The 22522-nt window shown below is 69.5% G+C and carries 23 protein-coding genes and 1 tRNA gene; 8 read left to right on the top strand and 16 right to left on the bottom strand.

All coding sequences use genetic code 11. The annotated features are described in order from the left end of the window. The 11 genes from Q1N79_RS05715 to dnaA form a co-directional block, all read right to left on the bottom strand. Positions 1-202 (bottom strand): hypothetical protein (locus tag Q1N79_RS05715; protein ID WP_300605316.1); only part of this gene is annotated, 202 nt, incomplete at its 3' end. A gap of 40 nt (positions 203-242) precedes the next feature. Beyond that, on the bottom strand, positions 243-575 hold the full coding sequence (locus tag Q1N79_RS05710) for a hypothetical protein (protein WP_300605315.1): 333 nt from the start codon (positions 573-575) through the stop codon (positions 243-245). A 129-nt stretch (positions 576-704) separates the two neighbouring features. Beyond that, entirely contained in the window at positions 705-830 is a 126-nt protein-coding gene (locus tag Q1N79_RS05705; RefSeq protein ID WP_300605313.1) for a DLW-39 family protein, read from the bottom strand. 119 nt (positions 831-949) lie between these two features. Further along, a tRNA-Ile gene (locus Q1N79_RS05700) sits at positions 950-1026 on the bottom strand. A gap of 85 nt (positions 1027-1111) precedes the next feature. After that, the gene (locus Q1N79_RS05695; RefSeq protein ID WP_300605311.1) at positions 1112-2344 is read right to left on the bottom strand and encodes a DUF3566 domain-containing protein; all 1233 of its coding nucleotides are present in this window, start codon (positions 2342-2344) and stop codon (positions 1112-1114) included. 495 nt (positions 2345-2839) lie between these two features. After that, complete coding sequence (gene gyrA, locus Q1N79_RS05690; protein WP_300605324.1) at positions 2840-5470, bottom strand: DNA gyrase subunit A; 2631 nt, start codon at positions 5468-5470, stop codon at positions 2840-2842. 69 nt (positions 5471-5539) lie between these two features. After that, positions 5540-7534, bottom strand: coding sequence for a DNA topoisomerase (ATP-hydrolyzing) subunit B (gene gyrB / locus Q1N79_RS05685; RefSeq protein WP_300605309.1), 1995 nt, complete (start codon positions 7532-7534; stop codon positions 5540-5542). 141 nt (positions 7535-7675) lie between these two features. Further along, complete coding sequence (locus Q1N79_RS05680; protein ID WP_300605306.1) at positions 7676-8191, bottom strand: DUF721 domain-containing protein; 516 nt, start codon at positions 8189-8191, stop codon at positions 7676-7678. Then, positions 8181-9371 (bottom strand): DNA replication/repair protein RecF, encoded by a 1191-nt coding sequence (recF, locus tag Q1N79_RS05675; RefSeq protein WP_300605304.1) that lies wholly within the window; start codon positions 9369-9371, stop codon positions 8181-8183. Before recF ends, Q1N79_RS05680 begins: the two co-directional genes overlap by 11 nt. Before the next feature lie 40 nt (positions 9372-9411). Next, positions 9412-10533 carry a DNA polymerase III subunit beta gene (gene dnaN / locus Q1N79_RS05670; RefSeq protein ID WP_300605302.1) on the bottom strand — a complete coding sequence of 374 codons (1122 nt, stop codon included), beginning with the start codon at positions 10531-10533 and terminating at the stop codon, positions 9412-9414. Positions 10534-10884: 351 nt separating this feature from the next. After that, positions 10885-12495 carry a chromosomal replication initiator protein DnaA gene (gene dnaA, locus Q1N79_RS05665; protein WP_300605300.1) on the bottom strand — a complete coding sequence of 537 codons (1611 nt, stop codon included), beginning with the start codon at positions 12493-12495 and terminating at the stop codon, positions 10885-10887. Between the two features lie 421 nt (positions 12496-12916). Here dnaA and rpmH point away from each other — a divergent pair, with 421 nt between their 5' ends. The 7 genes from rpmH to Q1N79_RS05630 all read left to right on the top strand — a co-directional run bounded on the left by rpmH (position 12917) and on the right by Q1N79_RS05630 (position 17533). Beyond that, positions 12917-13054, top strand: coding sequence for a 50S ribosomal protein L34 (rpmH, locus tag Q1N79_RS05660; RefSeq protein ID WP_300605298.1), 138 nt, complete (start codon positions 12917-12919; stop codon positions 13052-13054). A 46-nt stretch (positions 13055-13100) separates the two neighbouring features. After that, positions 13101-13490: a ribonuclease P protein component gene (gene rnpA / locus Q1N79_RS05655; RefSeq protein ID WP_300605296.1), complete on the top strand. Its 390-nt coding sequence runs from the start codon at positions 13101-13103 to the stop codon at positions 13488-13490. An 11-nt stretch (positions 13491-13501) separates the two neighbouring features. Continuing rightward, positions 13502-13777: a membrane protein insertion efficiency factor YidD gene (gene yidD / locus Q1N79_RS05650; protein WP_300605322.1), complete on the top strand. Its 276-nt coding sequence runs from the start codon at positions 13502-13504 to the stop codon at positions 13775-13777. Further along, positions 13774-14997 carry a membrane protein insertase YidC gene (gene yidC / locus Q1N79_RS05645; protein ID WP_300605294.1) on the top strand — a complete coding sequence of 408 codons (1224 nt, stop codon included), beginning with the start codon at positions 13774-13776 and terminating at the stop codon, positions 14995-14997. The genes yidD and yidC overlap by 4 nt, the downstream gene beginning before the upstream one ends. Before the next feature lie 219 nt (positions 14998-15216). Then, positions 15217-15675 (top strand): R3H domain-containing nucleic acid-binding protein, encoded by a 459-nt coding sequence (locus Q1N79_RS05640; protein ID WP_300605320.1) that lies wholly within the window; start codon positions 15217-15219, stop codon positions 15673-15675. Between the two features lie 93 nt (positions 15676-15768). Continuing rightward, positions 15769-16392, top strand: a complete 624-nt coding sequence (gene rsmG, locus Q1N79_RS05635; protein WP_300605318.1) for a 16S rRNA (guanine(527)-N(7))-methyltransferase RsmG — start codon at positions 15769-15771, stop codon at positions 16390-16392. 250 nt (positions 16393-16642) lie between these two features. Next, positions 16643-17533: a ParA family protein gene (locus Q1N79_RS05630; RefSeq protein WP_300605292.1), complete on the top strand. Its 891-nt coding sequence runs from the start codon at positions 16643-16645 to the stop codon at positions 17531-17533. Here the strand turns inward: Q1N79_RS05630 and Q1N79_RS05625 are convergent. Together Q1N79_RS05625 and Q1N79_RS05620 are read right to left on the bottom strand one after the other, a co-directional pair. Next, positions 17530-18579, bottom strand: coding sequence for a ParB/RepB/Spo0J family partition protein (locus Q1N79_RS05625; protein WP_300605290.1), 1050 nt, complete (start codon positions 18577-18579; stop codon positions 17530-17532). The genes Q1N79_RS05630 and Q1N79_RS05625 overlap by 4 nt on opposite strands. 221 nt (positions 18580-18800) lie before the next feature. After that, positions 18801-19832 carry a low specificity L-threonine aldolase gene (locus Q1N79_RS05620; protein ID WP_300605287.1) on the bottom strand — a complete coding sequence of 344 codons (1032 nt, stop codon included), beginning with the start codon at positions 19830-19832 and terminating at the stop codon, positions 18801-18803. Between the two features lie 269 nt (positions 19833-20101). Here Q1N79_RS05620 and Q1N79_RS05615 point away from each other — a divergent pair, with 269 nt between their 5' ends. Beyond that, a complete protein-coding gene (locus Q1N79_RS05615; protein ID WP_300605285.1) occupies positions 20102-20746 on the top strand; it encodes a GNAT family N-acetyltransferase in 645 nt (214 codons plus the stop codon). Positions 20747-20881: 135 nt separating this feature from the next. Here Q1N79_RS05615 and trxA read toward each other — a convergent pair whose 3' ends face one another. The 3 genes from trxA to Q1N79_RS05600 form a co-directional block, all read right to left on the bottom strand. Further along, entirely contained in the window at positions 20882-21205 is a 324-nt protein-coding gene (gene trxA / locus Q1N79_RS05610) for a thioredoxin (RefSeq protein WP_300605283.1), read from the bottom strand. A 52-nt stretch (positions 21206-21257) separates the two neighbouring features. Then, positions 21258-22190 (bottom strand): thioredoxin-disulfide reductase, encoded by a 933-nt coding sequence (gene trxB, locus Q1N79_RS05605; RefSeq protein ID WP_300605281.1) that lies wholly within the window; start codon positions 22188-22190, stop codon positions 21258-21260. A gap of 73 nt (positions 22191-22263) precedes the next feature. After that, positions 22264-22522: hypothetical protein (locus Q1N79_RS05600; RefSeq protein WP_300605279.1), on the bottom strand; the 259-nt coding region annotated here is incomplete at its 5' end.

Here is a 22522-nt window from a genome sequence, read left to right as displayed (position 1 = left end):
CCGGGGGTGTGCCGTCTTCCGGGTCAGGGCGTCTGGAACAGGGAGATAACCGGCCAGAACCACCGACCATGGCCAGCGCGGCGACGATGCAGATCAGGAATGTCAAGGTGACCCACCATGGTGCGTATAGCACCGTGAGCACGAGGATCAGCAGCGCGAGCAGCGCGAACCCGGTGATCACGAGCCATGACTGCAAGTTCATTGCGGCCTCCAGGGCGTCGAGTAGCTGTTGCAGCGACCCCTCACGAGATGACCCCTTGCTCCCGCATGTCCCTGAAGACATCGGCGCATTGCTCCCGCATGTCCCTGAGGGCATCAGCGCGGCCGGCGGCGTAGCCGGCGTCCCAGCCGTCCGCGTGAGTGTCGTGGACCGGGTCCAGGTCGAGGTCCTCATGGTCCCCGCCGGCGGGGGTCAGCAGGAACGCCAGGCACGCGGCGGCGTCCGCGCATGCCATCGGGTTATTGCCGGCGTGCCCGGGCCGGCCGCAGCACGGCCGGTTCTCCAGCACGGTGTCCGTCCGGCCGCAGTAGCGGCACGCCGGGGCCTCCGGCGCAGGCTGTGGTTCGGCAGTCATGCCCTGCTCCGTCCCCGGAACAAGACTAAAGGATAACTCGCCGCACAGCACTCGCTGCTGACCTCGTTTTACCTGGTCACGGACTATACAAGTGCCACTGACACAGCGGGAGTGTCGCCCATCATGACTTCAGTAGTCGTCGGGTGCGGTTGCTTCGCTCCACAGGTCGAGGTCGGCACGCTGCGCCTGGACCTTCCGCCAGATGGCGAAGCCGCCGAGCACCAGCAGGGCTACAAGGATGAACAGCTTCTTCACTGCCCCAGACCCTCCAACCTCGAATGCGAACCATGCGGGCACCGTGAGCCTTGGTGCCCGGTCGATAGCCTACCGCCCGGCCGGCGAGATCTTGGCTCTAGTCACTACAGCCGCGAGTCTGGTGGGGGTACGTGGACTTGAACCACGGGCCTCGTCCTTATCAGGGACGCGCTCTAACCGACTGAGCTATACCCCCAGGGATTGCAGCGCGGAGCGAGGGCTCCAGGCTCCCGCGACGGCGACTGCGTTACTTTACCGCATCCCGTTCACTGCTCGCATCGCTAGTCGGTCTCCCTGAGGGTGACCTCGATGCCGCCGATCGTGCGCGCGATCAGGTTGTAGATCACGGCGCCGATCGTGGACATCGCGGTGATCAGGACGATGTTAAACGCCCCGAGCATGCCGGTGTAACCCAGGATCCTTGACGCCGAGAACCAGGTCGAGATGTTCGTGCCCGCAGAACTCTGGCTGGAGGTGATGCTCGACACCGTGTGCTGCAGCGACGTGAAGACGCCGAGGGCGTCAAGCACCATGTACAGCAGGGCGACCGCCACGAACAAGATGATGAACGCCACAACCGATGCGACGAAGCTGAACTTCATGACCGACCAGGGCTCCACCCGCGCCAGGGTCAGGTGGGCCTGCCGCCGGGGGGAACGCCGGACAGGGGTATCCGGTTTCCCCCTCCCGCTTGCCGTGCGGTTCTGCCAGGCGCCGGCAACCGAGCTCGTATAGCCGGCCAGCCCGACGGCGGCCCCGCCGGCCGCGGACACCCCGCCGGCCGAAAACCCGGACGCACCGGGCGCCGCGGCACCGATGGCGGCGGACGCCGACCCCACCGCCCCCGGCATCCCGCCAGGAACGGCGCCGGGCATCCCGCCAGGAGCCCCGCCAGGGGCGGGGTCGGCGAACCGCGGACCGGGCGGACCGGGTGCCGGGTAGGCCGCCCCTGAAACCGCCGCCGGCCCCGGGAAGCCCGCTGGGTTGTACAGCGGCCGGGCGGACGAGGCAGCTCCGGAGTAGGACGGCGCGGCGGAGGGGACCTGCGCCTGCCCTGGCGGCCCGGTAGACCTGGCCGACGGCATGCTGGCGGCCCTGGTCGGCGGCGCCACAGCAGGCTGCACAGGCGGCACAGCGGGCTGCACAGCGGGCGGCGGCACAGCAGGCTGGGCCGACGGCATGCTCGAAGCCCGCACCGACGGCCCGGCAGACCGCGCGGCAGAGGGCCCGGCAGACCGCGCGGCCGGAGGCTGGGCAGGCGCGGGCGTGAAGGACGGCGACGGCCTGCGATCACCGGACAGGAACACGGACCCGTCGGCGCCGTCGGCGGCGTGCACCGCCTGGTCCGTGCCGGGCGAGTCGCCCTTCGCAGGCCGGGCGAACCAGTTGCTTGCCGCCTGCCTGTAGCCGCCCCCCGGCCGTGCGCCGTCCGGCTTGGCGTCGGCTGACACCGCCGCGTCGCCGGGCCGGTCGCTGCCTTTCGGCCTGCCGATCGTGTCCGCGGGGAAGGGCACAACGGCGGGGTCCGCCGCGGCAGCGGCGCTGGCCGAAGCGGCGTCAGCCGCGGCGGCGGCGCTCTCAGCAACACCGTTGGCGCTCCCCAGGCTGGCGGAATCCGCGGTCGCGCCCGCCGGGGTTGCCGGGCGTGGCGAGCCCGGGCGGGACGGGGCAGAGCGGGACGAGCCAGCGCCCGATGATGCTGACCGTGACGATGCCGGTCGCATCGGTGATGAAGACATGACCCCATTGTCGGGGATCGATTCAGCGGTCTCCCTGCCCGGGTCGGCATCCCGGCCTGGCGGCGCAACTGCAAGGGACGGTTCCGTAGCTCGACCCACCTCGTCCACGCCGTCCTCCTCGGTTCCCAATCGTGTCCCTTTGTATGTCAGCCGAGACTATCCGACTGAGCGCGGTTTGCCTGTCGCCAGACCTGGAACCACCGACTGCAGGGCGGGCCCGCCCCTCCGGGTAAGCCCAATGCCCGCTACATCTCAGACGCCAATGTCCCCCTACGCGTTGCCTTCATCTCCGCTATCACCGGATTCTCCGCTATCACCGGCTTCCCCGCCATCGCCGGGATCCGGAGCCTCGCCGACGTCCGCGGCGTCGTTCGATTCGGCGTTGCGCGCCAGCGCGACCACGGTGTCCCCGGGGGCGAGGTTCATCAGCCGCACCCCCATCGTCTGCCGCCCTGACTGCTTCACCTCGCTGGCGCGGGTCCTGATGACACCGCCCGCCGACGTGATGGCGAACACCTCGTCCTCCGGGCCGACCAGCAGCGCCCCGACCAGGCCGCCCCGGTCCTCGACGATCCGCGCCGTGATCACGCCGTACCCGCCCCTGTTCCTGACCGGGTACTGCCCGGCGGGCGTGCGCTTGGCGTACCCGCCCTCGGTGGCGACGAGGACGTCTTCGCCGTCGCGCACGACGTACATGCCGAGCAGCTGGTCGCCCCCGTTGAACCGCATCCCGATCACGCCGGAGGTCGCCCTGCCCATCGGGCGCAGCTGGTCGTCGTCCGCCGGGAACCTGATGGCCTGCGCGCCCTTGCTGACCAGCAGCAGGTCCTCATCCGGGGAGACGAGCGAAGCGCCGATCACCTCGTCGTCCTCGCGCAGGTTGATCGCGATGAGGCCGCCGGCCCGCGGTGAGTCGTACTCACCTAGCCGGGACTTCTTCACCAGGCCGGACCGGGTGGCGAGCACCAGGTAGGGCGCCACCTGGTAGTCGCGCAGCGCCAGCACCTCGGCGATCCGCTCGTCCGGCTGGAACGCGAGCAGGTTCGCCACGTGCTGGCCGCGCGCGTCCCGGCCGGCGTCGGGCAGCTCGTATCCCTTGGCCCGGTAGACCCGGCCCTTGTTCGTGAAGAACAGGATCCAGTGGTGGGTCGAGGTGACGAAGAAATGGTCCACGATGTCGTCCGACCGCAACGCCGCACCGCGCACGCCCTTGCCGCCGCGGCGCTGCGCCCGGTAGTGGTCGGTGTTCGTCCGCTTGGCGTACCCGCCGTGCGTGATCGTGACCACGATGTCGGACTCGGCGATCAGGTCCTCGTCGGCCACCTCGCCGTCGTAGGCGATGATCTCGGTGCGCCGGTCATCGCCGAACTTGGCGACGATCTCGGCGAGCTCGGAGCCCACGATCGACCGCTGCCGCGGCGGCGAGGCGAGGATCGACTCGAAGTCCGCGATCTTGATCTCCAGGTCGTCGCGCTCGTCGGTCAGCTCCTGGCGCTCAAGCGCGGCCAGCTTCCGCAGCTGCATGTCGAGGATCGCGCGGGCCTGGATCTCGTCGATAGAAAGCAGCGCCATCAGCCCGGTCTGCGCGACCGCCGCGGACTCGGAACCCCGGATCAGCGCGATCACCTCGTCGATCGCGTCGATCGCCGCCAGCAGCGCGGCCACGATGTGCAGCCGTTCCTGGGCCTTGCGCAGCCGGAACCGGGTGCGGCGGACGATCACCTCGATCTGGTGCGCCACCCAGTACCGGATCATCTGGTCCAGCCGGAGGGTGCGCGGCACCCCGTCGACAAGCGCGAGCATGATCACGCCGAACGTGTCCTGCAGCTGCGTGTGCTTGTACAGGTTGTTCAGCACGACCTTGGCGATCGCGTCCCGCTTGAGCACGATCACCAGCCGCTGGCCGGTCCGGGTGCTGCTCTCGTCGTGCTGGTCCGCGATGCCGGTCAGCCGGCCGTCCCGCGCGAGCTCGGCGATCTTGGCGGCCAGGTTGTCCGGGTTGACCTGGAACGGCAGCTCCTTGACGACCAGGCAGGTCCGGCCGTGGATCTCCTCGACGTCGACGACCGCGCGCATCGTGATCGAGCCGCGCCCGGTGCGGTACGCCTCCCGGATGCCACGGCGGCCGACGATCAGGCCCCGGGTGGGAAAGTCCGGGCCAGGTATCCGCTCCATCAGCCCGTCGAGCAGCTCAGTCGCCACGGCGCGCCGCAGCTCCTCGGCTTCCTCCTCGGCTAGGCCGCCAGCCGGGGCGTCGGGAGCCGGCACCTCGAAGCGCTCGTAGTTCTCCAGGTACCACTGGATGCCTGCCGCCACTTCCCGCAGGTTGTGCGGCGGGATCTTGGTGGCCATCCCGACGGCGATGCCCTCGGAGCCGTTGACCAGCAGGTTGGGGAAGCGCGACGGAAGGACGACGGGCTCGGCGGAACGGCCGTCGTAGTTCGGCCGGAAGTCGACGGTGTCCTCGTTGATGTCCCGCAGCATCTCCATCGCCAGCGGGGCGAGGCGGCACTCGGTGTACCGCATGGCGGCAGGCGGGTCGTTGCCGGGGGAGCCGAAGTTGCCCGTCGGGTCGACCAGCGGCATCCGCATCGACCAGGGCTGGGCCATCCGCACCAGCGCGTCGTAGATCGCGCTGTCCCCGTGCGGGTGGTACTGGCCCATGACGTCGCCGACCACCCGGGAGCACTTGAAGAACCCCCGGTCGGGACGGTACCCGCCGTCGAACATCGCGTACAGGATGCGGGTGTGCACCGGCTTGAGGCCGTCGCGCACGTCAGGCAGCGCCCGCCCCACGATGACCGACATCGCATAGTCGAGGTAGCTGCGCTGCATCTCGACCTGGATGTCGACCGGTTCTGTCCTGTCGTGCCCGCCGCCATCGGCTGGCAGGTCAGTCACTTCCGTCACTTTGCTATCCCTCGGTAATCGGCGCGCCGAACGCGGTGCCGGCTGGCCGGCACCGCTTCGTCAGATGTCCAGGAACCGCACGTCCTTGGCGTTGCGGGTGATGAACGACCGGCGGGACTCGACGTCCTCGCCCATCAGCACGCTGAACAGCTCGTCCGCCTGCGCCGCGTCGTCCAGCGTCACCTGCAGCAGCACGCGCCGCGCCGGGTTCATCGTGGTTTCCCACAGTTCGTCGGCGTTCATCTCGCCAAGGCCCTTGAACCGCTGCACGCCGTCGCGCGGCCGCGGGTCCTTCCGCCCGAGAGCGATGCCCGCCTCGATCACACGGTCCCGTTCGGTGTCGGAGAACGCGTAGTCAGGATCGACCCCGCGCTCGGACCACTTGATCTTGTAAAGCGGCGGCTGCGCCAGGTAGACGTGGCCGACCTCGATCAGCGGCTTCATGAACCGGAACAGCAGCGTCAGCAGCAGCGTCCGGATGTGCTGGCCGTCCACGTCGGCGTCCGCCATCAGGATGATCTTGTGGTAGCGGAGCTTGGTGATGTCGAACTCGTCGTGGATGCCGGCGCCGAGCGCGGTGATCAGCGACTGCACCTCGGTGTTCTTCAGGACCCGGTCGATCCGCGACTTCTCGACGTTGATGATCTTGCCGCGGATGGGCAGGATCGCCTGGAACTGCGGGTTCCTGCCGCCCTTCGCCGAACCACCGGCCGAATCTCCCTCGACCACGTATATCTCGGACCGCGCCGGGTCGGTGGACTGGCAGTCCGCGAGCTTGCCTGGCAGCCCGTTGGACTCCATCGCGGACTTGCGCCTGGTGAGGTCCCGCGCCTGCCGCGCGGCGATCCGGGCCCGGGCGGCCTGGCTCGCCTTGTTGATGATCTCCTTGGCCTCGCCCGGGTTGCGGTCGAACCAGTCGCGCAGGCGGTCGTTGGCCACCCGCTGCACGAACGACTTGGCCTCGGTGTTGCCGAGCTTGGTCTTGGTCTGTCCCTCGAACTGCGGCTCGGCCAGCTTGATCGAGACGATGGCGGTGAGGCCCTCGCGGATGTCCTCGCCGGTGAGGTTGGCTTCCTTGTCCTTCAGCAGCTTCTGATCGCGGGCGTACTTGTTCACGACGAACGTCAGCGCCGCGCGGAACCCTTCCTCGTGGGTGCCGCCCTCGGCCGTGTTGATCGTGTTCGCGAACGTGTGCACGGACTCGGTGTACGAGGAGGTCCACTGCATCGCGATCTCGACCGACATTCCCTCGATCTCGTCAGCGAACTCGATGACCGAGCCGTGCACCGGCTCCTTGGACGCGTTCAGGTAGCGCACGAAGTCCGCGATGCCCCCCGCGTACTGGTAGACCGCCGTGCGCGCCTTGCCGACGGCCGCGCCGGGCGCGGCGTCGGCGTCGTCATCGTCGGCGACCGCCCGCGACCGCTCGTCGGTCAGCGTGATCCGCAGCCCGCGGTTGAGGAACGCCATCTCCTGCAGCCGCCGGGACAGCGTCTCGAACGACCACTCGGTGGTCTCGAAGACCGACTGGTCCGGCCAGAACGTCGTTATCGTTCCCGTCTCGGGCGTGGCCTCGCCACGGGCGAGCGGCGTGACCGGGTCACCGCCTGCGTAGGACTGCGACCACACGTACCCGTCCCTGCGGACCTCCATGTCGAGCCTGCTCGACAGCGCGTTCACCACCGACACCCCGACGCCGTGCAGGCCGCCGGAGACGGCGTAGGACTTGCCGTCGAACTTGCCGCCCGAGTGGAGCGTGGTCAGCACCACCTCGAGCGCCGGCCGCTTCTCCACCGGGTGCTCGTCCACCGGGATGCCGCGCCCGTTGTCCCGCACCCGGATGCCCCCGTCGGCCAGCAGGGTTACCTCGATATCGTCGGCATAGCCGGCCAGGGCCTCGTCGACCGAGTTGTCGACAACCTCGTAGACCAGATGGTGGAGTCCCCGTTCACCCGTCGAGCCGACGTACATGCCCGGACGTTTGCGGACGGCCTCAAGGCCCTCAAGTACCGTGATCGACCGCGCATCGTACGACAATGAAACTCCATCCTGCATCAGGCAGCGCCCCGGCCCCCGGCGACCGGGCAATCGGCGTTGCGATCAGCCAAGCCCGAACCGCGCTGCGGTCATACGGCCGCCTAGGGCCGCGACCACCGGCAGTCCTGCCCGCATGACCACCTTCCATTTTAGCTGTGGTTACGGACTCTCGGGGCCCGTTAGCCCCTGGGTTGTCCGCCTCCCGTCGATCCCCCTGACCCGGACCCGGCGGACTGTTCCCGCGCCAAGCTCCTCGGCGAGCCGCCGAAGCAGCTGCGGTGCCAGCAGCCGCACCTGGGTCGCCCACGCGGCAGAGTCGGCGCTGACCACCAGCTCCCCGTCGGCAAAGGACTCTGGCCTGGTATGCGCCGCAAGCTGCGGGCCGACGATCTCCGCCCAGCCGCCGAACACCCCGCCCACCGCAGCCCGCTGCCGCCACCCCCGTGCGGACAGCAGCCCGCCCAGGGCGGTGCCGAGCGGCTGCGGATCCTCCCGCCTGGGCCGTTCGGCATCTCCCCTGGGGGACGACCCCCCGGGGACCCCCCGCTCGGGGGAACCACCCGTCCCCCCGAACCCCGCTGGCCCCTGGGGCCGCTCACCCCTTGCCCACGCGTCCGCCCGCGCCAGCGCCAGCGCCTCGGCGGCCAGCCGGACCCGGTCCGGGTCAGGACGCATCGCCGTACGGGGCGAGCGCACCGCCCGACACGCTGAACCGAGCGCCGCCGAGCAGCGGCGGCACGTCGGCGGGAACCGCCGCGGTGACAAGCACCTGCTCCGCCCCCCGCACCAGGGCGGCCAGCCGGTCCCTGCGGCCCGCGTCAAGCTCGGTGAACACGTCGTCGAGCAGCAGCACAGGGTCCTCCCGCCCGGGCCCGCCCCGCAGCAGGTCGAAGCTGGCCAGCCGCAGCGCCAGCGCCAGCGACCAGGACTCGCCGTGGCTGGCGTAGCCGCGCGCGGGCAGCCCGCGCACGGCCAGGTCCAGTTCGTCGCGGTGCGGTCCGGCCAGGCACACGCCCCGGTCAAGCTCGCTTTCCCGCACCTCGGCAAGGGCCGCGCGCAGCTCCCCGGCCGCCGCGCTCACCCGCCGTGCGTGGCCGGTGTCCTCATCCTCTCCCGAACGATCCCGGCTTTCTCCACCGAACGAGCGCCGGTACTCGATCGTGGCAGGCCCGCGCTCGGCTGCTACCGCGGTGTACGCGCGCTCCACGTGCGGACGGAGCGCGGCTACGAGGTGCTCCCTGGCGACGAGCAGCTCCGCACCGGCCCGTGCCAGGTGCGCGTCCCACACGTCCAGCGTATTCATCACAGTCTCACGGGTGACTGTCTTCCCGCTCCGGCCGGCCTTCGGGCCCGCGGACTTGAGCAGCGCGGTGCGCTGCCGCAGCACCCGGTCGTAGTCGGCGCGGACCCCGGCGTACCGCGGGGCCATCGCCACGAGCAGGTCGTCGAGAAACCGCCGCCGGTCGCCAGGATCTCCCTTGACCAGGGCCAGGTCCTCGGGCGCGAACAGCACCGCGCGCAGCACCCCGAGCACCTCGCGCGGCCTGGCAAGCGGCACGCGGTTGAGCCGGACCCGGTTCGCGCGGCCCGGGTTCAGCTCTATCTCCACGAGCGCGTCGCGGGCCCCGCCGCGGATGTTCGCGCGGATGATCGCCCGCTCCGCACCGGTCCTGACCAGCGGGGCGTCATGCGCCACGCGATGGCTGGCCAGCGTCGCGATGTAGTCGACGGCCTCCACCAGGTTGGTCTTGCCCTCGCCGTTCGGGCCGCTGAAGATCGTCACGCCCGGCTGCAGCGCCACGTCCACGCTGGGGTACGAGCGGAAGTCCTCCAGGGCCAGCCGGGTGAGATGCACGTCTTCGAGCGTACTGGCTCCGCCGTCCGCTGGCCCGCTCCTAGCCAGCAGAACGGATCGGCATCAGCACGTAGCGGTAGTCGGGCTGCGGCTCGCCCTTACCGGTGATCACGGCGGGCCGCGTCGGCGTGGTGAACGAGATCCTCGCTATGTCGGAGTCGATCGCGCCGACGCCGTCGAGCAGGTACTGCGGATTGAAGGCGATCTGCATGTCCTCTCCGTCGTAGGACGTGCCCATCGCCTCGCTGGCCTGCGCCTCGTCGCCGGTGCCCGCCTCGAGGAGCACCTCGCTGGCGGTGAACGTGAGGCGGATCGGGCTGTTCCGCTCGGCCACGAGCGCGACCCGCTTGACCGCGTCCGCGAACGGCGCCGTGGGCAGCTCGGCGACAGCGGAGAACTCGCTGGGCAGGAGCTGCTGTATGCGCGGGTACTCGCCGGACAGCAGCCGGGTGGTGGTGCGGCGCCCGGCGCCCTCGAAGCCGATGATGCCGTCAGCGGCGCCGCTGTCGGCCGTGGCCAGCGCGACCGAGACCTCCGCGCCGTTGGTCAGCGCACGCGCAGTGTCGCTGAGCACCCGGGCGGGGATGAGCACGGCGGTGTCGAGGCCCGTGCCGACCGGATTCCAGCGCAGTTCCCTGACCGCGAGCCGGTACCGGTCGGTGGCGATCAGCGTGAGCATGTCGCCGTTGATCTCCATCCTGATGCCGGTCAGCGCGGGCAGCGTGTCGTCACGCCCGGCCGCGATCGCGACCTGGCCGATCGCCGAGGCGAACGCGTCGGCGCCGACCTTGCCGGTGGTCTGCGGCATGTCCGGCAGCGTCGGGTATTCCTCGACGGGCAGCAGCATGAGCGTGAAGGTGGCGCTCCCGCAGCGCAGGGTGGTGCGCGTGCCGTCGGTGGACAGGTCCACCGGTTTGGCGGGCAGGCTGCGGACGATCTCCGCGAGCAGCCGGCCAGATACGAGCACGGTGCCTGGCTCATCGGCGGCCACCGGGATCGTGGCCTGGGCGGAGACCTCGTAGTCGAAGGTGGACAGGATCAGTTCGCTGCCCGCCTGCAGCCGCATGCCGGCCAGCACGGGGGCCGTCGGGCGCGCCGGGAGCGCGCGGGCGGTCCATGCGACGGCCTCAGCGAGTGGGTCACGCTCAACCTCGAGCTTCACGGGTTGCCTCCTGCCGGTCTCGGCGGTGATTGTGTGTGCTGTCTCCTGCGCGGGGTATGTCCGTGGCGCCGGCTTATCCTCAGGGCTGCCCCGAGCCTACGCTGTCCCGGCTTTTGTTTAGCTAGAAAAGCGTCGTAGTCATAGGGGCCGTGGATTCCGGGAAAACAGCCGTTTGCGCAGGTGGCCGCGGCGATCTTGTGCACAGTCGCGGCGCCGGGGCCGGGGACTGCCGGCCCGGTCCTGTGCATGCGCCGCGGCTGTTCCCGTGTTAGTCACCGTTTGTCCCCGGTTCTCCCGCGCCCGTCCACAGTCTTATCCACATGCTGTGTGCACGGCGCTGGCTATCGGTGTTCACGAGGTCCGCGCCTGCTGCTTGATGCGGTTGGTGAGCTCGGTCACCTGGGTGTAGATGGAGCGGCGCTCGGCCATCAGCGAGCGGATCTTGCGGTCCGCGTTGATCACCGTGGTATGGTCGCGCCCGCCGAACTGCTGGCCGATCTTGGGCAGTGACAGATCGGTCAGCTCCCGGCACAGGTACATCGCGATGTGCCTGGCCGTCACCAGGACCCGGGACCGGCTCGTGCCGCACAGGTCCTCGATCGACAGGCCGAAGTACGCGGCGGTCTGCCCCATGATCGTGGCCGCGTTGATCTGCGGGCCCTGGGCCTCGGGGATGAGGTCCTTGAGCACGATCTCGGCCAGCTGCAGGTCGACGCCCTGCCGGTTAAGGCTCGCGAACGCGGTGACCCTGATCAGCGCCCCCTCAAGCTCCCTGATGTTCGTGGAGATCCTGCTGGCGATGTACTCAAGGACATCGGCCGGGGCGTGCAGCCCCTCCTGGACCGCCTTCTTGCGCAGGATCGCGATGCGGGTCTCGAGCTCAGGCGGCTGGACGTCGGTCAGCAGCCCCCACTCGAACCGGCTGCGCAGCCGGTCCTCGAGCGTGACCAGGCGCTTGGGGGAACGGTCGCTGGAGATCACGATCTGCTTGCTGGCGTTGTGCAGGGTGTTGAAGGTGTGGAAGAACTCCTCCTGGGTTCCTTCCTTGTTCTCCAGGAACTGGATGTCGTCCACGAGCAGCACGTCTACGTCGCGGTACCGGCGGCGGAACCCGTCCTGCTTGCCTTCCCTGATCATGTTGATGAAGTCGTTGGTGAACTCCTCCGAGCTCACGTACCTGACCCTGAGCCCTGGGTACAGCGTCTGCGCGTAGTGCCCGATCGCGTGCAGCAGGTGGGTCTTGCCAAGCCCTGAGTCGCCGTAGACGAACAGCGGGTTGTAGGCCTTGGCCGGGGCCTCGGCGACCGCGACGGCGGCCGCGTGCGCGAAGCGGTTGCTCGAGCCGATGACGAACGTCTCGAACGTGTACTTCGAGTTGAGCCGGGCCGACGCGGGCCGCTGTGCATGGCTGCCCTGATCCGGCCGCGGCGCCTCGTTCGGCTTGGCCGGCTCCTGCCGGGAAAGCTGAGGCTGCTGGTGCTGCTGCGCAGAGTACTGCGGGGGACTGGGCTCGGCCGCCGGAGGCGGGGCCGGCTGTGGCGCGGGAGCGCCCCCGTCATGCGCCGCCGGAGCGGTGTGCAGCAGGTGCGGGCCGGACGGCTGTGCCGGCCCGGCCGTCAGCTGCGTGCCAGGCGCCGGCGGCTCTGGCTGTGGCTGTGGCGCGGAACTTGGGTCCACCGTGACCGCGAGCTGTATCGGACGGCCGAGCTCGCGCGAGAGCGCCTGGGTGACAAGCAGGCGCAGCCGGGTCTCGAGCTGCTCCTTGACGAACGCGTTCGGCGTCGCGATCAGCGCGGTATTCTCGACGAGCCCAAGCGGCCTGGTGAGCTTGAGCCAGGCGAGCTGGCTCGGCTGCACGTGCAACTCAGCGAGCCCGTCCAGTGATCGTGCCCACACATCTGCGAGATCTGCGTCAGCCACCGATGCGCTCCCCTCGCCTCGCCTCGCTGTTCTGCAGAGCATGACCAGTGATCATGCTCGTTGTCCACAGGGCGGTCCATACCGGGCCCGTGACGCACTATCCGCGCCACGTGCCCACGGGCGTGCTACACGCGCACCCAGGACCCGCTGAGCCGTGGTTTCCCCTCCCATGGGTGCCCGCCGGGCCCCGCGCACGGGTTCGGCGGACATTGATTTTCCACAGCCTAAGTCGCCGGAGCGGGATGCGTGCGGGAAACCGCGGTGTTCCAGATGGTAGGCCCGAGAATGGGCAGGTCGTCACCCGCCGGTGCCGCTCGGTTTGACCTGGGCGGGTAGGGCCTTTACCGTTGACAGGCTACCCTGCGTCCGCGGCGGCCACGGGAACGAAGCTCGGCTGTGTGGCGTATGGCGATGTCTGCCCTTATGTCGTACTAAACAGACCAGAACTGCACCTGGAGCTCCAGTGAGCAAGCGTACGTTCCAGCCGAACAACCGTCGGCGGGCGAAGGTCCATGGCTTCCGGCTGCGGATGCGCACCCGGGCCGGCCGGGCCGTCCTCGCCGCACGCCGTCGCAAGGGCCGCGCGCAGCTGAGCGTTTGACGCCGCCGCGTCCCGGACGCCCGGCAAGGGCTGCGCAGGAGGTGTCGTGCTGCCGCAGCAGTCGCGGATGAGACGGTCCGAGGACTTCCGGCGCGTGCTTCGGACGGGCCGCCGGGCAGGCGGGTCCACGGTCGCCGGGCACTTGCTGCTGCCCGCGGGCATCGGCTCTCAGGGAGCGGTACTCTCCGGTGACCCGGCAAAGGTAGGCTTTATTGTCAGCCGCGCGGTTGGCTCGGCGGTGGTTCGTAACCGGGTGAAGCGACGGCTCCGGGAACTGATGCGCAGGCGGGTCGCCTCGCTCCCGGGGGGTTGCCTGCTCGTGCTGCGTGCCCTTCCGGCAGCCGCGGGCGCACGCCAGGCGGATCTGGCCGCCGATCTGGACCTGGTTATCGGACGATTGCTGCGGCGGCAGGTTGGGGCGCTGCGCGAGGAATGAGCGCGTCGGAGATGCCGGGGACGAGGCCGGCAGGCGCACCCGTGCCGACACTGCCGGCACGGGTGGTCATGGTTCCCGTGATCGGCTACCGGCGATTCCTCAGCCCGCTGCTCGGCCCCAGGTGCAGGTTCGCTCCCTCGTGCAGCGAATACGCACTGGAGGCGTTGCGCCAGCACGGCGCGGCACGGGGCCTGTGGCTGGCGGTGCGCCGGCTCGCCCGTTGCCATCCTTTCCACCCGGGCGGATACGATCCCGTGCCGGCTAGGCCCCAAGGAGTTGTCAGGTGAGCTTTCTTGACCCGCTGTTCGATGCGGTCGCATGGGTGATCATGCGCATCCACGCGATCCTGTCGGTGCCGTTCGGCGCATCGAGCGGGTGGGCGTGGGGCCTGTCCATCGTGATCCTCGTCGTGCTGATGCGGGCGCTCATGATCCCGCTGTTCGTCAAGCAGGTGAACGCACAGCGCAAGATGCAGGCGCACATGCCGCAGTTGCAGGAGATCCGCAAGCGGTACAAGGGCGACAAGCAGCGCCTCAACGAAGAGACGATGAAGTTCTACAAGGAGAACGGCATCAACCCGCTTGGCGGCTGCCTGCCGCTGCTCGCCCAGCTGCCGCTCTTCTACGCGCTCTTCTACGTGCTGCGGGCCATCGCCGAGTGGCAGCCAGGGCAGATGCCGAAGTACGGCCTGACGAAACCGGTCGTGGACAGCGCGCTCAACGCGCACATCTTCGGCGCCTCGCTCGCGGACAAGTTCCTGTTCCCCATCCACGGCGAGACCTGGCCGCAGCGGATCGTGATCGTGTGCTTCGTGGCGGTGAGCGCGAGCACGACGTACCTGACCATGCGGCAGAGCGCACGGCGCGGCATGATGCAGCAGGGCGCAATAGATCCGGACAACCCGATGGCGAACACGCAGAAGTACATGATGTATGTCGCGCCGTTCTTCGCGTTGACCGGTCTGTACTGGCAGTTCGGCCTGGTCATCTACTGGGTCACGACGAACGTGTGGACGCTGGGACAGCAGCACATCCTGTTCCGCAACCTTCCTGTGGTCAGCAGCGCTACGGTAGACGCGTCTGCGGCGGCCACCAGGAGCACCAGCGTGACCGCCAAGAGCAGCACGGCGGGGAAGGCCGGCACATCGAGCCGAACCGCCGCGAACGGCAAGGCCGCAGGCCCGGCGAAGGTGGCCGCACCGAGGCCAGGGGCGCCGAAGACCAGCGCCCAGAAGGCAGCGGTCGCCGCGAAGTCCAGCGCGAACGGCTCGGCGGCGGCAGGGTCCCCGGGGTCCTCGGGGGCGGCGGGGTCGACGGCACCGGCCGCAGCGCCGGCGGCCTCGAGTGCGACGGCCTCGGGCTCGGCTGGGGCTGGCGCTACGCGCAGCCTGCTGCGGCTCGGCAGGGGCAAGCCGGAGCCCGAGGCGGTGCCGGACGCTCCGCAGACGAAAATCGTCCGGCAGCAGCCGGTCAGGCAGACACGCAGCAAGCGTTCGGGCAAGAGGTGAGCGACTGTGGGGGATGATCCCGGTGAGGGTTTCGGCACGGTGGTAGGTCGCGGGGATGCGGTCGCCGGCCTAGACGAGCAGGAGCTGGACGGCGTGGTCGACGACAACGACGTGATTGACGAGGACGAGCTCGATGACGACGTCGAGGACGAAGAGGACGTCGAGGACGAAGACGACGAGGAAGACGAAGACGACGACACTGTCGACGACGACGCGGACCTGAACACCCTCGAGGAGGAAGGCGAGATCGCCGCCGACTACATCGAGGGGCTGCTGGACATCGCCGACTTGGACGGCGACATCGACATGGACGTGGAAGGCGATCGTGCGGTCGTCTCCGTGGTGGGCGCGACGCTTGACGAGCTTGTCGGCGAGGACGGCGAGGTTCTCGAGGCGCTGCAGGAGCTCACCAGGCTCGCCGTGCACAGGAGAACGGGCATCCGTGCCCGGCTCATGCTCGACGTCGGCGGCTTCCGGGCACGGCGCAGGTCCGAGCTTGCTGAGCTCGGACGCTCGGTCGCGGCGGAGGTGGAGCGGACCGGAGAGCCGAAGAAGCTCCGCGCCATGTCGCCGTTCGAGCGGAAGATCATCCACGACGCGGTCGCCTCGGCGGGACTGCGCAGCGAGTCGGAGGGCGAGGAGCCGAATCGGCGCGTCGTGGTCTTCCCGGCTGGCTGAGGCACGCTAGTGGCCGCGGAAGATCCTGCCCCGGCCGCGTCCGCACCTCCGTCTCCCCCCGGGGCGGAGGAGATATTCGGCCCCGCGCTGGACATGGCGCGGCGATACGCGGAGCTGCTTGCGACCGATGGCGTCACGCGGGGCCTGATCGGCCCGCGGGAGACTCCCCGGCTCTGGGACCGGCACCTGCTGAACTGCGCCGTGGTGGCCGAGTTGATCCCGGACCGCGGCGAACTCGTCGACATCGGTTCCGGCGCGGGTCTGCCCGGGGTGGTGCTCGCCATGCTCCGGCCTGGACTGAAGGTCGTGCTGCTCGAGCCGCTGCTTCGCCGCTCGGTGTTCCTCGAGGAGTGCGTGGCGCGGCTGGCACTGCCGAACGCTACCGTGGTCCGCGGTCGCGCCGAGGACATGGCCGGTGTCATCAAGGCGGACGTGGCCACGGCGCGGGCGGTCGCGCCTCTTGACCGGCTGGCCGGATGGGCGGCGGGGGTGCTCCGGCCTAGCGGACAGCTCCTGGCGATCAAGGGGCAGGCCGCCGCGGCGGAGCTCGCGGTCGCGGAGCCCGTCCTTTCGCGACTCGGCGCGCGGAGCGCCGAGGTTGTGCGGGCCGGTAACGGTAGGGTCATATCTGCGACCACGGTAGTCCGTGTCGTCATATCAGGGCACGGCCGAGAGGAGCAGGCTGGTGCTCACCGCAGCCGGCGTGGGATGGCCTGACCATGGGACGGCTCGTCCGTCCCCGGCCACGACCGGCTTGGGGTGGCCCGGAGTGCGGTCTGCACGTATGTCTTCCCAACGAGAGCAGGTCTCGAGAGGTGCGCTGTTGAACGGTCATAAGGAGTCGCCCCTTCCGGGTTCGGGCCGGGTACGGCAGGCGCTGTCTGCGGCAGTTTCGCGCGGAACCGAAGATTCCCTCCGGGGCGACGGCGAGCAGGCGCCCCCGCGAACTGCCGTGCCCGATTCGCAGGTGGTAGTTCCCGACGTGCCTGCGAACACCGCCGATACTCCGATCGGCAGGGCGGCGGAGGCTGCGATAGGCGTCAGGGGATCCGCGGAACGGGCGCTGTGGCCGCGCCCGCAGCGGTGCCGGATCATGACGATGGCCAACCAGAAGGGCGGCGTGGGCAAGACCACGACCGCGGTAAACCTTGCCGCGAGCCTGTCGCAGCACGGTTCCCGCGTGCTGGTCGTTGACCTCGACCCGCAGGGCAACGCGTCGACGGCGCTGGATGTCGAGCACCACGTCGGCATGCAGTCGGTGTACAACGCGCTGGTCGAAGAGCGCCCGCTGTCCGAGGTCATCACCGCGGTCGCGGGGATGCCCGGGCTATTCTGCGCGCCGGCCACGATCGACCTCGCCGGCGCCGAGATAGAGCTCGTCCCGATGGTGGCCAGGGAGTCGCGCCTGTCGCGGGCCATCGATCAGCTGGATGTGTCCAGCCTGGACTACGTGCTGATCGACTGCCCGCCGTCGCTCGGCTTGCTGACCGTCAACGCGCTGGTGGCCGCCGAGGAAGTGCTGATTCCCATCCAGTGCGAGTACTACGCGCTCGAGGGGCTGGAGCAGCTGCTGCGCACCGTCGAACTCGTACGGGGCCACCTGAACGGGCGGCTGCGGATCTCCACGATCCTGCTCACCATGTACGACGGGCGGACCCGGCTCGCGACCCAGGTGGCCGAAGACGTCCGGGCGCACTTCGGCGACGTCGTGCTGCAGACGATCATCCCGCGCAGCGTGCGGGTGTCCGAGGCGCCAAGCTACGGGCAGACGGTCATCACGTACGATCCTTCATCGAGCGGCGCGGTCGCCTACGCCGAGGCCGCCAGGGAACTGGCGTACCGGTCGGTGACCGCCTAGTCGGCGGAAGCCTGCCGGACGGGCGGGCTTCCCTCGGGCGACATGGCCTTGACGATCCGCTCTAGGTCGTCGATGGAGGCGAACTCCACCACGATCTTGCCCTTGTTGCGGCCGAGTTCGACCTTGACCCTGGTTTCGAACAGATCGGACAGCCGGTCCGCCAGATGGCTCAGCGCAGGGGCGACAGGCTTGCTCGCCGGCGGCTTGCGCGGGTTCTTCGCGGGGCCGTCCTCACCGACGGCGGCGATCTCCTCGACCGCGCGGACGGAGAGCCCTTCGGCCACGATGCGCTGTGCCAGGCGGTCTTGTGCCTGCGGGTCGTCGAGGGAGAGCAGCGCCCGCGCGTGGCCCGCGCTGATCACTCCAGCGGCGACCCGCTTTTGGACTGAAGGCGGCAGGTTCAGCAGCCGCAGCGTGTTGCTGATGTGCGGACGGGACCGGCCTACCTTCTGCGCGAGCTGCTCGTGAGTGGCGCCGAAATCGTCGAGCAGCTGCTGGTAGGCGGCCGCCTCCTCGAGCGGGTCAAGCTGCTGCCTGTGCAGGTTCTCCAGGAGCGCGTCCCGCAGCATGTCGTTGTCGTGAGTCTCGCGGACGATGGCTGGGATGTGCTCAAGCCCCGCGCGCTGGGAAGCCCGCCAGCGGCGCTCGCCCATGACGAGCTCGTACCGCCCGGCGCCGAGGCTGCGCACGACGACCGGCTGCAGCAGCCCGACCTCGGAGATGGACGCGGCAAGTTCGTCGAGAGCGTCATCGTCGAACGCGCGCCGGGGCTGGCGCGGGTTGGGCGCGATGGCGTCGACCGCTATCTCTTCGAAATAGGCTCCCGTCACCGGTCGCAGGGCGGTGCCTGTGTCCTCGTCGGCCGCTGCGCCGAAGACTGGCGCACCATGATCCTGGCTGACTGGGCCGATGGCACCCGGCGGCCCGAGCGGTGCCCGCGTACCCGCGCTGCCGGTCATTCCGGCATCGCTCGAGACGCCGTGGCCGGGGGCTTCCGGGATCAGTGCTCCGAGACCCTTGCCAAGGCCTCGCCGTTGCTGCGCCACTACATCTCCCTGGTCACGTGCGGGTACTGCCCGCGGACGCCGTCGCGGCCGGCCCGGCGGGATGCCGCGGCCCGGGGCCGCCTGTCTAATTTAACGGCATTATCGCGGGGTGTTTCACGTGAAACGGCGCAACGCCGCGCAAGCTTGGCGCGGGGTGTTTCACGTGAAACCACGCACCGACGAGGGCCTGGCCTGGAGCCTGGAGCCTGGAGCCCGCCCCGCTAGGCCGGGCGCGCTCCGGTCGCGGCCGCGATGCCCGCGAGGAAATCGTCCACGTCGCTCTCCCGCGTGTCGAAGGCCGTCATCCAGCGGACAACCGACGTGGCCTCGTCCCAGACGTGGAACGTCCATTCGCGCCGCAACTGCGCGACGTGACGCGGATCGAGCCGGGCGAAGACCGCGTCGGACTCCACCGGGTACACCACCTCGACGCCGGGCATTCCGGCGAGGCCCGCGGCCAGCCTGGCGGCCATCGCATTCGCGTGGCCGGCGTTCCTGAGCCACAGGTCGCCGTCGAGCAACGCGAGGAACTGCGCGGCCAGGAAGCGCATCTTCGAGGACAGCTGCATATGCTGCTTGCGCAGGAAGCGCGCATTGGCGGCGTCCGCGGGGCGCATGACGATGACCGCCTCCACTCCCATCGCGCCGTTCTTCGTGCCGCCGAAGCTGAGCACGTCGGCGTGCTCGGCCAGTTCCGCGAGCGTGCAGCCCAGATGCGCCGCCGCGTTAGCCAGCCGGGCGCCGTCCATGAACACGCGCAGCCCGTTGTCCGCGCAGAAGTCATGGACCTTCCGCAGTTCCGCGAGGGAGTAGCACGTACCGACCTCGGTCGACTGGGTGATGGCGACCACGCCCGGCTGTGCGAAGTGCTCGTCTCCCCGCCCCGACAGTCGGCCGGCGATCAGCTCGGGGGTCAGCTTGCCGCCCGGTGCGGGAACGGTCAGCAGCTTCGTCCCGAGTATCCGCTCGGCCGCCCCGCACTCGTCGGTGTTGATGTGCGCGGACTCCGCGCAGATGACCGCCTCGTGCCTGCCGAGCAGGAGTCCGAGCCCGAGCACGTTCGCGCCGCTCCCGTTGAGGACCAGGTACACCCCGCCTTCCGCGGCAGAAAGCCGCCGCAGCTCAGCGGTAGCCCGTTCCGTCCACGGATCCGCCCCGTAGGCGACGGCATCATCGGTGTTGGCGTCCATGACCGCGCGCATGACCGCCGGATGCGTGCCGGAGTGATTGTCGCTGCCAAAGCTCTTGGTCATGCCTGCGAGCTTATTTCAGTCCCGGGACTCAGCCCGCCGGGCGCTCGCGTTCTGCCGCCCGCCGTCGCCAGGGACACATGAATTTCCCGACGCGGCCATGTGACCTGCCCGCGGCGCGTACTGTCTCACATAAGGGTCAATTCGTGATCCGGTAAGGCGTGGTGCCGGCACGTCAGGGGCCACCGCATTCCCGCCCGCCGGAGAGGTAGCATGCCACAATAAGGGCACGTCACGGGCGCGGCTCAGCTCTCATTGGGGAACGGAACGGGATGTCACGCCGTCTTGTCAACATAACGCTCGATAATCTAGGCGACCTGCCACCGAGCTGCCGTTCCTGCGTCTTCTGGGAACTCGACCCGGTTAGCAAAGCGAGAGCAGAGGCATCAGATCCGGCACTGGAAAAGGAGTCCTGGATCTCTGCTGCGCTGCTGGAGTGGGGAAGCTGCGGGAAAATCCTTTATGTCGACGGAGCGCCGGCCGCCTACGTGCTCTTCGCTCCGCCGACATACGTGCCGCGATCGGTCGCGTTCCCCACCAGCCCGGTTAGCGCGGACGCCGTGCTGCTGATGACGGCCCGGGTGCTGAGCGAATTTTCCGGGGGCGGGCTAGGGCGAATGCTTATCCAGGGGATGGCCAAGGACCTGACCCGGCGCGGGGTCCGGGCGATCGAGGCGTTCGGCGACAAGCAATGGACCGCGCCCGCCTGCGTGCTGCCTGTTGACTATCTGCTCGCGGTGGGGTTCAAAACCGTCCGGCCGCACCACCGGCACCCGAGGCTGCGGATGGAACTGCGGACCGCCCTCACGTGGCGCGAGGACGTCGAGGTGGCGCTCGAGCGCCTGCTCGGCTCGATGACGCCGGAGCGCGTCCTGCGCCCCGCCGTGGTCAGCCCCGCCGTGGTGGGCGGCGCCTGACGCCGGGCAGCGAACCGGTTTCCCTGGCGTCTCAGAAGTCCCGCAGGTACAACTCTGGACACTCCATTCATGGACAAACGAAGCGGCGGGCGGGCCGGCTGGCCCGCCCGCCGCTCGCGGACCGGGGAGGCTGGCTCAGATGAACTCGGCGAGTTCGCGAAGCAGCGCCGCCTTCGGCTTGGCGCCGACGATCTGCTTGACGACCTGGCCGTTCTGGAAAACGCTCATGGTCGGGATCGCCATGATCTGGTAGCGCTGCGAGATCGTCGGGTTCTCGTCGATGTTCAGCTTGACGACGTCGATCTTGTCGCCGTGCTCGCTGGCGATCTCCTCGAGAACAGGCGCGACCATGCGGCAGGGCCCGCACCATTCGGCCCAGTAGTCGACGATGACGGGCTTGCTGCTGCGCAGCACCTCCGCCTCGAAAGTCTCGTCGGTCACGACCTTGGTCGCACCCATTTCGGATCACACCTTCCGTGTTGTATCTGAGGACTCATAAGCCACGGGCGGCTCAGGGCTCGTGCGCCGCCAGCCACCGCTCGGCATCGATCGCCGCCGAGCAGCCGGTGCCCGCCGCGGTGACCGCCTGCCGGTACGTCCTGTCGACCACGTCACCGCAGGCGAACACGCCGTCGATGGCGGTGCGGGTGAACGGCTGCTCCACCAGCAGGTAGCCGTCCGGGTCGGTGGCGAGCTGGCCCGCGAACAGCTCGCTGCGCGGCGAGTGCCCGATCGCGACGAACACGCCGGACACCGGCACTATCTGCTCCAGGCCAGTGCGCACGTTCTTGACCCGCAGCCCGGTCAGCTTCTGGTCGCCGACCATCTCGGCGACCTCGCTGTCCCACAGGAACTTGATCTTCGGGTTCGCCATCGCGCGGTCCTGCATGATCTTGGAGGCCCGCAGCTTGTCGCGGCGGTGCACGACGGTCACGGACCTGGCGAACCGGGTGAGGAACGTCGCCTCTTCGAGGGCCGAGTCGCCGCCGCCGATCACCGCGATGTCCTGCTCCCTGAAGAAGAACCCGTCGCACGTCGCGCACCAGGACACCCCGTGGCCGCCAAGCTCCTTCTCGCCGGGGACGTCCAGCTTCTTGTACTTCGAGCCGGTGGCGATGATCACGGCCTTGGCCAGGTAGGTCTCGGTCTCGGTCCGCACGGCCTTGGGCTCGGCGGAAAGGTCGACCGCCACCGCGTCGTCCGCGAGCAGCTCGGCACCGAACCGCTCCGCCTGCTTGCGCAGCGCGTCCATGAGGTCTGGCCCCAGGATGCCGTCGGGGAAACCGGGGAAGTTCTCCACGTCGGTCGTCTGCATCAGGGCGCCGCCGGCGGTCACGGATCCCTCGAGGACGAGGGGGTTCAGCTTCGCCCTCGCCGCGTAGATCGCGGCCGTGTAGCCGGCCGGACCCGAACCGATGATGATGACGTCGCGTACGTCAGTCACTGCATGCGTCCCCTCTCAAGACTCGCAACCCGCTCAACCGATCCTAGGGCGCAGAGATTCCCGGCGTGGGGTGCTAGCGCGCGGCGGCCAGCGACACCGTCGTGATCAGCTCGGGCCTGCTTGCGGTGCAGCCAAGCCCGACCACCCAGGCCCGGCTGGGCACCGCGATCACGTAGGCGGGCTCGCCCTGGTACGTGGCGAGGTCCACGAGGCTGGGGGTGACGCCGCCGGTCAGGTTCAGCACGCAGCCGACCAGAGCCGACGAGGGCCCGGGAGACTCCGCCGCCGGCGCCACGCTCGGCGTGCTGCCCGCGCTGGGGGTGCTGTACCTC

The sequence above is a fragment of the Trebonia sp. genome (assembly GCF_030042015.1).
In the GTDB taxonomy this organism is placed as follows: domain Bacteria; phylum Actinomycetota; class Actinomycetes; order Streptosporangiales; family Streptosporangiaceae; genus Trebonia.
This window is presented reverse-complemented; position numbering and strand designations above follow the sequence as displayed.